Annotated in this window: 13 protein-coding genes; 12 read left to right on the forward strand and 1 reads right to left on the reverse strand. The window is 28.9% G+C overall.

All coding sequences use genetic code 11. The features are described 5' to 3' along the window. The first annotated feature begins 13 nt into the window (after positions 1-13). From AC1DVP_RS11960 to AC1DVP_RS12015, 12 genes are all read left to right on the forward strand, one after another. Positions 14-910, forward strand: coding sequence for a glycosyltransferase family protein (locus AC1DVP_RS11960; RefSeq protein ID WP_477183701.1), 897 nt, complete (start codon positions 14-16; stop codon positions 908-910). An 8-nt stretch (positions 911-918) separates the two neighbouring features. Continuing rightward, positions 919-1992: an acyltransferase family protein gene (locus tag AC1DVP_RS11965; protein ID WP_477183702.1), complete on the forward strand. Its 1074-nt coding sequence runs from the start codon at positions 919-921 to the stop codon at positions 1990-1992. A 264-nt stretch (positions 1993-2256) separates the two neighbouring features. Then, positions 2257-3294: a glycosyltransferase gene (locus tag AC1DVP_RS11970; protein ID WP_477183703.1), complete on the forward strand. Its 1038-nt coding sequence runs from the start codon at positions 2257-2259 to the stop codon at positions 3292-3294. Positions 3295-3616: 322 nt separating this feature from the next. Further along, on the forward strand, positions 3617-4315 hold the full coding sequence (locus AC1DVP_RS11975; protein ID WP_477183704.1) for an acyltransferase: 699 nt from the start codon (positions 3617-3619) through the stop codon (positions 4313-4315). 15 nt (positions 4316-4330) lie between these two features. Then, positions 4331-5482: an EpsG family protein gene (locus tag AC1DVP_RS11980; RefSeq protein ID WP_477183705.1), complete on the forward strand. Its 1152-nt coding sequence runs from the start codon at positions 4331-4333 to the stop codon at positions 5480-5482. A 15-nt stretch (positions 5483-5497) separates the two neighbouring features. Further along, a complete protein-coding gene (locus tag AC1DVP_RS11985) occupies positions 5498-6526 on the forward strand; it encodes a glycosyltransferase (RefSeq protein WP_477183706.1) in 1029 nt (342 codons plus the stop codon). 44 nt (positions 6527-6570) lie between these two features. Next, complete coding sequence (locus AC1DVP_RS11990; RefSeq protein WP_477183707.1) at positions 6571-7059, forward strand: serine O-acetyltransferase; 489 nt, start codon at positions 6571-6573, stop codon at positions 7057-7059. Beyond that, complete coding sequence (locus AC1DVP_RS11995; protein WP_477183708.1) at positions 7049-8104, forward strand: glycosyltransferase family 4 protein; 1056 nt, start codon at positions 7049-7051, stop codon at positions 8102-8104. The genes AC1DVP_RS11990 and AC1DVP_RS11995 overlap by 11 nt, the downstream gene beginning before the upstream one ends. Then, complete coding sequence (locus AC1DVP_RS12000) at positions 8101-8832, forward strand: WecB/TagA/CpsF family glycosyltransferase (protein WP_477183709.1); 732 nt, start codon at positions 8101-8103, stop codon at positions 8830-8832. The genes AC1DVP_RS11995 and AC1DVP_RS12000 overlap by 4 nt, the downstream gene beginning before the upstream one ends. A 313-nt stretch (positions 8833-9145) precedes the next feature. Beyond that, the gene (locus AC1DVP_RS12005) at positions 9146-10564 is read left to right on the forward strand and encodes an undecaprenyl-phosphate glucose phosphotransferase (RefSeq protein WP_477183710.1); all 1419 of its coding nucleotides are present in this window, start codon (positions 9146-9148) and stop codon (positions 10562-10564) included. Positions 10565-10669: 105 nt separating this feature from the next. Beyond that, positions 10670-11470: a polysaccharide biosynthesis/export family protein gene (locus AC1DVP_RS12010; protein ID WP_477183711.1), complete on the forward strand. Its 801-nt coding sequence runs from the start codon at positions 10670-10672 to the stop codon at positions 11468-11470. 8 nt (positions 11471-11478) lie between these two features. Next, a complete protein-coding gene (locus AC1DVP_RS12015; protein WP_477183712.1) occupies positions 11479-13863 on the forward strand; it encodes a GumC family protein in 2385 nt (794 codons plus the stop codon). A 77-nt stretch (positions 13864-13940) separates the two neighbouring features. On the opposite strand, the gene AC1DVP_RS12020 is transcribed toward AC1DVP_RS12015, so the two are convergent. Continuing rightward, positions 13941-15308, reverse strand: a complete 1368-nt coding sequence (locus tag AC1DVP_RS12020) for an IS110 family RNA-guided transposase (protein ID WP_477183713.1) — start codon at positions 15306-15308, stop codon at positions 13941-13943. Between the last annotated feature and the right edge of the window lie 262 nt (positions 15309-15570).

Below are 15570 nucleotides of genomic sequence, written 5' to 3' on the forward strand. Positions count from 1 at the left end.
CACAATCAAATATATGGAATATATATATTACAAAGATCCTGTTGGGAATTTTGGTGACGACTTAAATGGATGGTTATGGCCACAACTTTTTGGCAAAGAAACTATAGAAAATGACGATGCTTTCTTCGGAATAGGTTCAATCCTTTACAACGAAAATAAGTTAATCACTGATTTACAAAACAGAAAAAAAATTGTATTTGGTACAGGTATTAGACCTTCTTATCAACCCTTTAAATATGACCAGACTTGGGATATTAAGTTTCTGCGTGGTCCTTTATCTTCATATTCGCTAAATAATGAACACGATTTTATAACAGATGCTGCTTATGCATTACGTGTCACAGAGAATTTTGAGTTATTAAAAAACTCAGAAAAGAAATATGAAATTAGTGTAATGCCCTATTTTAGATCAATTAAATATTTTGATTGGAAATTGATTTGCGATCGTTTAGGTTATCATTATATATCTCCACTAAGTGAAAATGGAGTTGAATTTACATTGACAGAAATAGCCTCATCAAAATATTTGATTACAGAAGCCATGCATGGTGCTATTCTCGCAGATGTATTAAGAGTGCCTTGGAGAAGGTATGTATTATCTACACCAGTTACAGAGGGCTCAATGGTCTCGGAATTTAAGTGGATGGATTGGCTAAGTTCGATTGGCCTTGCTAATATCAATACTACTTTTATAAAGTTTAACAGAAAAACTTTTTTAAATCCTTGGATAAAAAAAATTAGTGGGAACATTTTGGATGTTGAATTTTTTATTAAGAAAGTTGTATTTGAAGAAATTCTTACTAAACTGAAAAACATAGAGCAGTTCTACCTTTCAAATGATAGTATTATAGTAGATATTGACGCAAAAATAGATGAGAAAATTTTAGAATTTAAAAGAGAATTAGAATAATAAAGAAAATGAAATATAATTATTTAGAAGGATTGAGAGGTTATATGGCGATTTGGGTTTTTTTATACCATGCATCAGGTTTTTTACCATCTATAAATTCAAAAAATATATTATTTAAAATTTTTAATAATTCATTTCTTCCTGTTGCTATTTTTATAATTTTAAGTGGCTTTGTTACACATATTTTGCTTCAGAAAAATGAAAATTATTTTTTTTACATTAAACGAAGAGCTTTCAGATTATTCCCCATATATCTGGTTTGTTTCATTATTTCCTTATTAATGCTAAAATTTTCTTTGAATACCTTGAGGGATATTCCTTTTGAAAACCCCAAGATTGATAGTCGAATTAAACTAATTGAAAGCTATTACAATTCTGATAAAATATTGAATATTTCAAGCCATTTAAGTTTAACTCATGGTCTATTTCCTCAAGCAAAATTTCCTTTTTCTTATTCTATAATGGGGCAATCTTGGAGTTTGACCTTAGAATGGCAGTTTTATATTTTAATTCCATTTTTATATTTTTTTTTAAATAAAAAAAATATAATTAGAAATGGTTTTATCTTGATTACTTTAATATTAATTATGATTTTGTCAATAAATTATATGAATCAGCAATCATTTTTACTTAATAGTATGATTATATATTTTTTAATTGGGTATTTTTCTTTGCCTTTGTTTAAAAGATACCTATCTTTTAATGATAAATGGATCTTTATTTTTTTAAGTTTAATATCTATACTATTTTATATTTTTAAAAACTCCTACATTAGTTTTATAATTATAATTTGGGCATTAATATTATATTTCCAAAAAAACAAGAACAAATTATCAGATCTGTTTTTAGGTAGTAAAATACCACAGTTTCTAGGACAAAATTCTTATTCAGTTTATTGTACCCATATGATCATTCTTTTTTTTCTTACAGCATTGTTACAAAAAATTGGTATCAATAATAGTTTTTATTTTTCAATACTGTTATTAATTGGAGGTTTGTTTTCAACGGTATTAATATCCAGTTTTACTTATAAATATATAGAGTTATATTTTATAAACTTTGCGAAAAAAAAGATTAAATAAGAGTGTTTTTCCAAAATACAGGAAATAGCTTTGATTTTATGTTGTTCTTTTTTATTTTAAAAACTAATGTCTTAGTATATTATTAACAGTTTTGAGAAATTCAATTTTAAAGTATATAATAAATAAAAACTGAGGTAATCAAAAGATAATAAATGCGATATTAAGTATATTGATGTTTACAAAAATCTGGTAATGTAGAAATAGTATCTTATTTGCTAAAGACTTAAAATTTTTAAATTTAATTTGTTGATCTAAATATCAAGTATGAAATATTTAATATGCCAAGATTGGGAAAACACTGCAAATAACCATGCAGGCATGAAACACATGTGTAATTTGTTGAAAGATAAATTTTTTAATGAATATCATTTAGTTGTTCTTAAGGAGATAAAGAGTAAAAAGCCTACTTTTTTTAATAGGCTGAAAAATAAGATTTTATTTAAAATTGTTATTCCTTTAACAAATATTTATGTTGCTTTAAAAATAGTTAGGAAATTAAAAGATGGTGATGAGGTATTTCTTTTAGAATATATGGAAAAACTTTCGCCTCAAATCTATTTCGCAATAATTATAAAAAAATACAAACCTCAAGTGAAAATAACGGGGTTGGTTCATTTAACACCCCACGCCTTAGATGATTTCTTTACAGACAGAGAAATTAAAAGATGGATGGCCCCTTTGGATACGATTATCACGTTGGGTTCGTCATTATCTCAATATTTTATAGACAAAGGTATCTCTGTTATAAAGATTAAAACTCTTTATCACTATGTAGATTTGGATTATTATAAAAAACAGGAGAAACCAGATATTGCTAATGGAAAAGTGAATGTTATTGCGATGGGAAATCAAAAGAGAAATTACGAGGTCTTATTCAAGATAATAAAGTCAAATCCAGATGTGAATTTTACTCTTTGTAAAGGAATGAGTAATATTGATTATTTATTTACGGCTTTGAATAATGTTAAATTAGTTGGATTCGTGAAGGAAGATGTTTTGAGAGAGCTTATGGATGAAGCTGATATTTCTCTTAATATTATGTACGATACAGTTGGAAGTAATGTAATAACAACATCTTTGGCTATGGGTTTAGCTTTAGTCACAAGTGATGTAGGATCAATAAGAGATTATTGCAATGAAAATGAAGCAATATTTTGTAATAATGAGGACGTAAATTCTTTTAGCATGGCCATCGCTCAACTTTCTCAAAATCGAGAAAGACTAATGAAAATGAAGAAAGCGGCAATTTTGAAAGCTCATAATTTCAAAGTAGAAATGTTTCACGAAAGTTTAAAATTTTAGAGCAAAGTATAGAAAAATAAGTCATGTCAATAACAAAACATATTTTATTATTATAGCTATTTGTAAAATATGCTAATTAATTTCATGAAGGTATATTATTAAAGCTAATTATTTATTTTTTGCAAGTTCAGTTATTATTTTTGTTTTTTAGAATTGTTGTAAGTTTATTGAGAATCGATTATCAAATGTTTATAAATCGATTTGTATACATCTCATAAAGTTTAGCTTTATTTGAATGGTTTGGTCTTTTATTGAAATATGTGACTTGAGTAAAATTGAAAATCAGAATTAATATTGATAAGTAAAATTAAAATAAAAAAAAATGAATTTTATTAATAAACTGTATGTCTATTTTTATTGCAAATCAAACTCTGATAGATATATAAACTATCTGAGAAAACTAGGAATTAGTGTTGGTGATGGATGTATTGCTAGGGGCCCAAGATCATCAGCAATAGATGTTTCACGACCATCATTGGTTGAGATTGGTAATTTTGTAGATATGAATTTAAACTTTACAATTTTAACTCATGATTATGGTACAAGTGTTTTTCTCAGAGTGTATAAAAAATTCGTGAACTCTTCTGGGAAAGTAAAAATCGGGAATAATATTTATTTTGGAAAAAACTGTACTGTTTTAAAGGGAGTTACTATAGGTGATAATTGCATCATTGGTGCAGGTTCCATAGTAAATAAAGATATTCCTGAAAATTCTGTAGTAGCTGGCGTGCCAGCAAAGGTTATTTGTTCATTGGAAGAATATTATAAAAAAAGATGTCTTGATTCTGTTCAGGAAGCATTCGAATATGCTAGAAGTATTAAAGAAAGATATGGGCGCATGCCTGTTGAAGCTGATTTTAAGGAGGAATTTCCATTGTTTGTTTCAGGAAAAGACGCAGAAAAGTATGAAACTATTGCAATAAAGTTTCAAATGATGGAAGCTTACGATGATTGGAAAAAAAATCATATTGCACCATATGAAAATTTTGACTTTTTTTTGAAAGCCGCTGGATTGATATAATTTTAAATTAACAAATTGGAAACATTAAAACTTGATTATTTAGTTTTAACAACTTTTTTATATATATTGTTTGGCATATATGGCTATAAAATCTCTAAAAGGAGTAATAATATATCATATAAAAACTACTGGTATTTAGTATTTCTTCCTGTTTTATCATATTCATTTATTGAAGGATTTCGTTATGGAAGAGGAGTCGATTATATTTTTTATATGAAAAGATATATATCATTTGCCAGTACTTATTTGGATACCAGTACTTATTTTGATTGGTTTAATTATAGTTTAGATTTTTTTKGGATTCCATTTTATTTTGCTTTCGTTATCTATAGTTTAGTTTTAATTAGTTGCGTATTTTTTTTCTTAAAAGAATATATTGAAGTCGCTCAGTATTCTTTTGTTCTTTTTTTATGTGCAACATTGTTTTATTCAGAATCTTTTATTAGCCAGTTTTTTGCTCTTTCATTTGTTTTTGTTGCTATAAAATATGTTTTGAATGATGATTGGCTTAGGTTTAGTGTGTTTTCGATATTAGCAATCTTGTTTCATAACTCATGTATTGTTGTTTTATTGATGACAGTTGTATTGAAATTATACAATAAACCTTTTAGTATATATTGGACTGTTCCCTTTTATACGTTTGCATCTTTTCTTTTTGACATGAAGAACATTAGCATTTTAACACCATTGTTTGAAAAAATAAATTTAGGAGGCAATAATCATTTTCAATCATATGTAGAAAATGCTGATATTTGGTTTTCAAAAGATGCTGTTAATTCAATTTATGAGCAATCTTTTGTTACAAAAACGGCAAATTTTTTATTTGATGTTTCAATTCTAATTTCAGGTAGGGCATTAATTGATAACTACAAAAATGTAGATAAGAAAAAATCACTAGTTTTATTTTATAATTTATTTGCTTTAGGTGCAATTCTTTTTCAAGCATTTTTTCATATTGAATTAATGAGACGTATAGCAATCGAAATGTATTTGTTTTGGTTTATCGTTGTTTCTTATATATTATATTATTATAAATTAAAAAGAAAGCCATCACTTATATTTAAAATTATGACTTTAATAATTGTTTTATATGCTATTTCTATTGGATTTAAATATATTTTCCTTTCGCAAGATTCATTATTTGTTTGGGATACGAATTTTTTTTAAAATATTATTTCAACTATGTTAAAACCAAAAATTAGTATAATTGTACCTGTATATAATGTTGAGAATTACCTTTCAAGATGTGTTGAATCTTTGTTGAATCAAACATTAAAGGATATTGAAATAATTTTGGTAGATGATGGATCTCCTGACTCGTGCCCAGCTATGTGTGATAGTTTTGCTATTCAAGATCAACGAATAAAAGTAATTCATAAAAAAAATGGAGGCCTTGGATATGCTCGTAATAGTGGTTTAGAAATTGCAAGAGGTGAATTTATTGCTTTTGTTGATTCGGATGATTTTGTAGATATTAATATGTATGAAACACTATATAACAAAGCAAATGAAATAAAACTTGATACTGTTTATTGTTGTTTTAATTCAGTAGACAACAAAGGCAATATTTATCCTATTAAAGAGATTAGCGATGTGAAAATATTTGATTCGCGACCAGATATTGAGAGTTTACTTCTTGATATGATTGGTTCAGAAGTGAATAGTTTAGTTGATAGAAAATATCAAATGTGTGTTTGGCGAGCAATTTATTCAAAAAATATTATTGATAATAACAATATTAGATTCTGTTCTGAAAAACAATTTATTTCTGAAGATATTATTTTTCATATAGATTATTTGCAAAAGGTTAGTAAAATTGGTTTGATTCCAGAAGCATTTTATTATTATTGTGATAATATAAGTGCCACTTCTTTGTCAAAAACTTTTAGAGAAGACAGGTTTGAAAGATATGTAATATTATATAAAGAAATTTGTTCACGTTTTCCTTTAGGTGGCGTTACTAATAGAGCTCAAAGATTATTAATAGGCTATACTAGATCATTAGTGTTTATTTTGAATGATTATGAAATAACATTTCAAAAGAAGATAAAAATTCTTAAAACTATTTGTAATAATAATATTTGGAATGAAATCAGTACTGAATATGATTATTCAAGACTTCCATTCTATCAAAAATTAGTTCTTTATCTTATATTAAAAAAACAAATTTATCCTCTCATTCTTCTTTCTTGGTTAAAAAACATTTTTTAGTTTAACTAATCTCATTGTAAAAAGTATAATATTTAATTAAAAAGATGATGTTAGTTAAGGAAATAAAAGAATTAAAAGGAAATAGTAAAGGTGTAATATTCATTATTTTTTTTCGATTAAGTAATTTTTTTACGAAGTCTAAGTTTTTAAAAATTTTAGGGTTTCCAATAAGGATAGTTTATAAAATTTTATTTCAATGGATATTTGGTATTGATATAGACGATAGTACAAAAATTGGATTTGGATTGAATGTTTTTCATGGTCAATCATTAATTATAAATAAAAACGTAGTTATTGGAAACAATGTTATTGTAAGACATAATACAACAATTGGCGTAGCACGAGAAAATGGCAAGTGTCCAATAATTGGTAATAATGTGAACATAGGCTCAAATAGTGTTATTATTGGCGATATTAGGATTGGAAATAATTCAATTATAGCAGCAGGTTCAGTTGTAGTGAAGGATGTTCCTGAATGTTCAATAGTAGCCGGTAATCCTGCAAAAATTATTAAAAAGATCAATGAAAATTAATAAAAAGAAAGTTTTAGTAATAGGTACTTCATCTAAAACAAGAGGCGGGATTACTGCTGTTATAAAGGCTTACCAAACAACGAAATTTTGGAATGAATGGAATTGTATCTGGATTGAGACTCATGTCGATAAATCTAAATTGATTAAACTTTGTTTTTTTTTTAAAAGTTTTGTAAAGTATATTTTATTACTTCCAAAAGCAGGGCTAATTCACGTTCATCTTAGTGCTCCAATGTCGGTAAAGAGGAAATATGCATTTTTATTTTTGGCAAAAAAAATGAAAACCCCTGTAATAATTCATTTTCATGCATTTAGTGCTGATTCAACTATTGATAAAAAATATTTTAATCTATATAGTAAGGTATTTAATATGGCAGATACTATAATTGTTTTATCTGAAAACTGGAAACAAGGTCTTATTAAGGATTTAAATATTAGTTTAGATAAAATTGTAGTACTATACAATCCTTGTCCAAAGGTATTAAGGCGGGAAGTAGATAAAAAAACAAATACCATTTTGTATGCAGGAACTTTAGACAGTAGAAAAGGATACAAAGATCTAATTTATTCTTTTTCAAATATAGCATCAATTTATCCTGATTGGAAGCTTTGCTTCGCAGGTAATGGCGAAATAGCAGAAGGAACTAAACTTGCAGAAAATTTGAATATCAGTAATCAAGTAGCTTTTGAAGGTTGGGTTTCAGGTGATAAAAAAGATGAATTATTCAATGAGGCTACTTTATTTTGTTTGCCAAGTTATGCAGAGGGTTTTCCTATGGCAGTTCTTGATGCCTGGGCTTATGGATTACCAGTTGTAACAACACCTGTCGGAGGTATACCAGATGTCGCTATAGATGGAGTTAATATGCTGTTATTTCAGCCTGGCGATACAAATGTCTTGAGTGAAATGTTAAAAAAAATGATATCAGATGAGGATTTAAGAAAGAAAATTAGTGAAGCTTCTTTGGAATTTTCGAGAAATAAATTTTCTTTAGATACGATTGTAAATGATCTTGCTAATATTTATCAAAAAAATACAAATTGAAAAACACAACTGATTTTTTAGATTTTTCTATTTATAAGAATGATTTAAGCCAATATAACTTTTGTAGAAAAACGCTCATAAATACTATTAATCAATACTCTTTTTGTATTGCACAAACTGATATTGATTTTAAAAAAGCATTACAAAATTCAGATATTCTTTTGCCTGATGGTATAGGTGTGGTTGTTGCTGTGAAAATGTTGAATGGTGAGAGAATAAAAAAAATTGCTGGTGCTGATTTGCATCACTTTCTTTTAAAAGATTTGGATAAAAAAGGCGGGTCCTGTTTTTATTTAGGATCTTCTCAAAAAACATTGGATAAGATTACTGAAAGAGTATCAAGGGAGTTTCCTAATGTTAAATTAGCATCATTTTCACCGCCATATAAAACTGAATTTTCAGATTATGAAAATAAACAGATGCTAGATGAGGTGAATGCTTTCAAACCTGATGTATTGTTCGTTGGAATGACTGCTCCTAAACAAGAGAAATGGTCGTATATGCATGTAAATCAGTTAGATACTGGGATAATCTGCTCAATTGGTGCTGTCTTTGATTTTTACGCTGGTACTATTGTCAGGCCAAATAAGTTTTGGGTACGTTTAGGTTTAGAATGGTTTGTAAGATTGATAAAAGAACCAAAAAGGATGTGGAAGAGATATTTATATTATGGTCCTGTTTTTATTAAACTTGTTTTAAAAGAAAAACTTATAAAATTTTTTAATTAGATCGCTTTAAATAGGAAAAATTTTGGTACCATCTGAATATTGTTTCTGAAACCATTTCAAACTATTGTTGTTGTTTGATGTCTTTATTAAATGGAGGTATAGTTCTTTCTGCTTTTTCAGATTTGGTAAGTAGTTATATTTATTATAACTGCTGAAAGAATTTATGAACTTACATTATATTAAAATTTTGATTTTCAAAATACACTATTGATTGGGGGGTAAGTTTTCGAATAAAATCTCTATCCTTGAAGAAAAATAATTTTTATGGCAATTAGAAAAATGTCGTTTAAAATAATAAATAATTAATTTTTATATGTCAATTTTACAAAAACTAAATAACCACAATTTTTCTCGCTATTTCAAACTGTTATTTGTTTTATGGGATATCATTTTGTTGAATTGCGCTATAATTCTCTCTGCTTTATGCAGGTTTGGTAATATTGAGCATCTTTTCTTAAGAGAAGTACAGACAATTTCCTTATTAGGAAATATTTTATGGATTGGATTATTATTGCATCGTGATTCTTATAGGATCGTTCGAATCGAGTCAATTGAATCTATTTTAAAAAGAACAACAAAGAAGATTGTAATTCACGCTGCTTTAATTGCTGTTTTTGTCGGTTTTTTACGATATCCCAATATTTCGAGTCTGAGATTGTCCTATTTTTATATTTTTTTCTTTTGCCTTTTGATGATTTCAAGATATTTAAGTATGAGGCTTTTAGGGTACATAAGGGCTAAAGGGTATAATTTTAGAAATTTTATTATTGTTGGTGCGAATGATACTGGTGAAAGAATTCGTAAGGTCTTGGCAAGAGACTTGACGTATGGTTATCGTTTTTTAGGTTTTTTCGATGAAAAGGTAGATCCATTTGCCTTTATATCTTCCCCAATTTTAGGAGATTTTGATTATATTGAAGAGTTTCTTTTTAAGAAACAAGTCGACGAAATGTATGTTGCATTGCATATTGATAATATTGCAGTTATTAATAAATTAATTCAAATTTGTGAGCATCATATGGTGCGGATTAAATTTATACCTGATTTTCAGTTGTATACCAAGTCAAGTAAAGTTGAAATCTCTTTTTATGAAAATACGCCAGTATTAATGTTTCGCAGTGAACCTTTAGAGTTTACTGTAAACCGTTTAGTAAAAAAAATCTTTGACATATTCTTTTCTTTAGGCGTTATTTTATTGATATTTCCTTGGCTCTTTCCTCTTTTGATGCTGATTATAAAGATAGAATCACCTGGTCCAGTTTTTTTCACACAAGAACGAACAGGAAGAGATAACAGATCTTTCAAATGTTTAAAATTTAGAAGTATGAGGGTTAATGATTCTTCTAATGATTTGCAGGCAAAAAAAGGTGATAGTCGCCTGACAAAATCCGGCACCTTCATTCGTAAGACTAGCATTGATGAGCTTCCTCAGTTCTTTAATGTGCTTTGGGGAGATATGTCTGTGGTAGGGCCAAGACCACATATGGTTAATCATACAATACAATATACGGGACTAATCAATCATTATTTGGTTCGTCAATATGCCAAACCAGGAATTACAGGTTGGGCGCAGATAAACGGATACCGTGGGGAGACAAAAGAACTAATAGATATGGAGAATCGGGTAGATTTTGATATTTGGTATATTGAGAACTGGAGTTTGTTGCTTGATATAAAAATTATCATAAAAACAGTTGTTAATATATTTAAGGGAGAAGAGAATGCTTATTAAATTGATTCAAAAGAAAATGTTTGTTTACTTTATCTATGAAAATCATTAATCGAAGATGAATGATTTTTTAAATTCCTATATTTGCCAACTAAAATTATAAGTCTAATGAAATTGATATTTTCTTTTTTTATAAAGATCACTGGTTTTTTATCGCTGTTGTTTTTATTTTATGCTTGTGCTTCTAAACAAGATATTGTCTATTATCAAAATATTGATGGAATGCCATCTCAACAAAACGCTAACAGTTACGAAATCAAAATTCGGCCAGATGACTTATTGTCAATTATTGTATCTGCGGAAGATCCTGAAATCGCTATCCCATTTAATTTGCGGACAGTAAGTGTGGTTACACCAAGCAGGCAAGATATTTATCGCGGTCAAGAAACGATGCAGTTGTATTTAGTTGATTCCAAAGGGGATATAGAGTTTCCTGTTTTGGGGAAATTAAATGTGGGTGGGTTAACCCGAACTGAAGTGCAAAAAATGCTTCATGATAAAATAGCTTTATATATTAAAAATCCAATTATTAACTTTCGTATCATGAATTTTAAAGTTTCAATACAAGGAGAAGTTACTTTGCCAGGAACCTATACAGTAAATTCTGAGAGGATTACTTTGATCGAAGCTTTAGCTATGGCAAAAGATCTGACTATTTATGGTAAAAGAGATAATATATTAATCATTAGGGAGATTGATGGGGTTAAAACCTATAATAGAGTGGATATTACTAAGGCAGATTTTATCAACTCCCCTTTTTATTATTTAGTGCAAAATGATGTGATTTATGTTGAACCTAATAAAAATAAGATAAATGGAGCCGCTGTTGGTCCCAATACATCTGTACTTATTTCTATTACTTCATTAATTATAACTGTAATTACATTAATTGTAACTTCTTCAAACTAAAATATTACATGGAAAATAACAGTTATAATAATAGTTTTAATGATGATATTGAGAATGATTTTGATTTAAAAGTATTTTTTGACAAGTATCTGATTCACTGGAAATGGTTTGGGTTAGGAATTAGCGTTAGTTTGATTTTGGCCTTTTTATATTTAAGGTATACCATACCTCAATATCAGGCTTCGACTACAATTTTGGTGAAAGATGAAAAGAAAGGAGGTATGCTTTCTGAGCTTTCTGCTTTTGCTGATATGGGATTAGGCGGAGGAATGAAAAGTAATGTTGATAATGAAATCGAAATTTTAAAGTCAAGAACACTAATAGAAAATACTGTAAAAAAGTTAAACCTTACTGTAAGTATAGTTTTTAAGGGAAAGATAACGGATAATGAGCTCTACAATGAAGCTCCAATTGAAGTCACACTAGTCAATCCTGAGAATCGCTTTTACAAAAGCAAAATGAATCTAAATTATAAGGAATTAACTTCAGATACTTTTGAGTTAAAAAAGGAACTGCTTGATGAAAACTCAAAAATATACTCGACTACTAATAAATTTCATTATGGCCAATTAATAACTACTCAAAATGGGCAAATGATTATTAATAAAACAAAATTTATATCAAAAAATATAAAAGAGAGTGATAGGGATATTAGTATAGTAATTAGTCCGCTCGAAGATATAGTTAATAGTTTTAGAGAAGGATTAATAGTGAATCCTATAAGTAAGACTAGTAGTGTTGTAGAAATTTTGATAAAAGATCCAGTTGTAAAAAAAGCGGAGGATTTTTTAGATAATCTGATAGCAATTTATAACAGTAATGCTGCTACCGATAAAAATTTTATCGCTGAAAACACTTCTGAATTTATAAATAACAGGTTAGAAATAATAACGCAGGAGTTAGATGGTGTGGAGAAGAATGTGGAGAGTTTTAAAACTTCTAATAAAATAACAGATATTGATTCAGAAGCAGAGCTTTATGTTAAAGGGTCTGATGAATATGTTAAAAAAGGCGTAGAAACAGAAATTCAATTAAATGTGATTTCTTCTATGTTAAATTTTATTAAAAAAAGTACTAATTCTGATTTGCTTCCAGCTAATATCATTAGCAGTCAGGGTGATGCCGGTAATTTAATTGATTCCTATAATACACTAGTATTGGATCGTAATAGGATTCTGAAATCAGCTACTGCAGAAAATCCTTCTGTGATTAAATTAGATCAGCAGATAGCATCATTAAAAGGAAATGTAACGGCTAGTCTGTTAAGAATGCAATCTAATTTAACGATTCAAAAGAATGATTTAAAACAAAGCGAAGGTGTTTTGAATGCTAAAATTGGAAAGATTCCAGTTCAGGAACATCAGTTTAGAATAATTGCCAGACAGCAAAAAGTTAAAGAAGAATTGTATTTGTACCTGTTGCAAAAAAGAGAAGAAACAGCTATTTCGTTAGCAGCAACAGAACCGAATGCACGTGTTATTGATGCAGGCAAAGCCTCAAAAATACCAGTTTCTCCTAAGAAGAATATTATTTATTTAGCCGCTTTATTGTTAGGGTTATTGATTCCTTTTGGAATTATTTATGTAATTAATTTATTAGATACTAAAATAAAAAGCAGGTTAGATTTGGAGGGAAAAACCATGATTCCTTTTGTAGGAGATGTTCCTAGTTCTGATTCGCCTTCAGAAATTATAAAATCTGAAAGTAGAACCAGTTCTGCAGAGGCATTGCGAATTATCAGAACTAATCTAGAATTTATATTGAGTAAAGCAGATGAAAATAGTGCTAAAACAATATTTCTAACTTCTACTTTTCCTAAGGAAGGGAAGACCTTTGTGTCTGCTAATCTCGCGGGAACTTTTGCCTTGTCTGGCAAAAAAGTTTTGCTGATTGGAATGGATATCAGGAATCCAAGATTAGACGAATATTTTGCTTTGCCGGGCAGAGGTTTTACTAATTATTTGTCATCTAAAGATTTAAAATTGGAAGATCTAATTGTAAAACAAGATGGTTTTGAGAATTTTTACATTCTTCCAGCTGGGGTAATTCCTCCAAACCCAGCTGAATTGTTAATGAGCAATAAAGTAGATGATCTTTTTAAAACCCTTAGGACACAGTATGATTATATTATTGTTGATACTGCCCCTGTGAGTTTAGTTACAGATACTCTGCTGGTCGCTAAACATGCTGATTGTTTTATTTATGTTGCTCGTGCTAACTTTTTAGAAAAACGTATGCTGAATATTCCTAATGAATTGTATAAAGCAAAGAAACTGCCGAATATGTGCTTGTTACTAAACGATACCGACTCAACAAAAGGATATGGATATGGTTATGGATATGGTGTGAATGTTAAAAAATCCTCTTGGTATGATAAAATATGGAGAAAATAATCTATGGTAAAGTTGTTTCGAACTAAAAGTATTTACAATAGGTTTTTTTGTGTATCGCTATTTCTATACAACTATATTTATACAGTTGAAAATGAAGTTTTAGAAAACAGATTATTTAATTCCTCGTTACTTAATTGAAGTGATTTTATACGTTTCTCAATTTGCCATAATTTAATCGCTTTTGATTTTTCACAGCTTATCTTTCCTTTATCTTTATTATAAGGTTCGCCTTTAATAATCATATTCCAAATAATTACTGCAAGCTTTCTTGCCGTAGCTGTAATGGCAACTATTCTTCCTTTTTTAAAAGCTATTCTTTTAAAAAAAGGAGTTAATTCATGGTCTTTTTGGTTACCGATTGAATTGGCAGCTTGACGAAGAACTTTAGCGATTTGATTTTTACCAGAAGGAGTGCGACTACTAATTAYTTTTCCACCACTTATTTTATTGTTGGGAACCAAACGTAACCAAGCTGCAAAGCTTTTAGCCGAAGGAAACTTATGTAAATCATTTCCCATATTGGTAAGCAAACAAAGAATAGAACTATGACTCATACCTGAAATAGCAAAGAGATCAGTTCCAAAATATTGAAAAGCAATTCGTGAAATATTAAATTCTGGAGAGTGTTTACTGTGTTTTTTCTTGTTTACTTTTAATAGCTTTTCATCTGTTGCAGTCAAAACCAATGGAGGAGCATATTTGATTAAAACTTGCTCTATTGTTTTATCGCAATCTACTATTGCTTTTTCATAAATTTTAAAAAAATCTAAAGAAGTTCTTAATTCAAAAAGTAATTCTTCACGCCAAGTTCCATTAAGGGAGTCGGCAATTTCCTGCTGTGTCTTTTTTACCCTGACATCAACCAGAGATGCTAAATATTGAGTGTCCCGATGTCCTGCTAAAATTGCCTCTACAATGGCAAGACCTGATTTCCCCGTAATATCTCTTATAGCGATATCAAGTCTGATATTCATCAAACGCATTGATTTTTGCATCTTGTTTAGGTATCTAGCGGACTGTTCCAATAAATGCTGTCGATAATTATAATATGTTCTAAGTTCCTGTACAGCATCACTAAGCAAAAAGCTACCCGTTAATAAGCCTAGGGAATGCAATTTTTGTATCCACAAGCAATCAATGACATCCGTCTTTCTGCCTTTTACATTTTTGGTTTGACTACCGCCAACTAATAGTACTTCAAATCCTGCATTTTGTAATGTACTAAAAAGCACTTGCCAATAAGATCCAGTACTTTCCATTGAAACTGTATTGATGCCAAAATTTCTCAAATGAATAATAAGCTGTTCGTTATCTTTGGTGTAAACTCCAAATTCACGAACATTATCTTTATTTTGATCCACCGCCACCATGTGACTACGAGATCCCACATCTATCCCTGCCGCATGGGGATTAACAATTTGAAGTGATAATTCGTTTCTTTTCATAACATAAAGTATTTGTTAAAAAAACTTCAGGGAATGTACTTTTACGATTAAGATTTTTCTATTCGGGATTCTCAATCAGTATTTAGCTTGAGATCACCTGTTAATTCAACAAATGCCTTTGTAAATAAAAGACATTATACATTCCATCCCAGATTTCAGGAGGGACTTAAAAAAGTGCCATTTAACGTCGGAGCTTGTCTCTGAAGAGAATATAAAAATACGAAAATTTGAGACTGAGGCATGCCAGTTGTATTCGGTATTC

This window comes from Flavobacterium sp. P3_A6 (assembly GCF_056403035.1).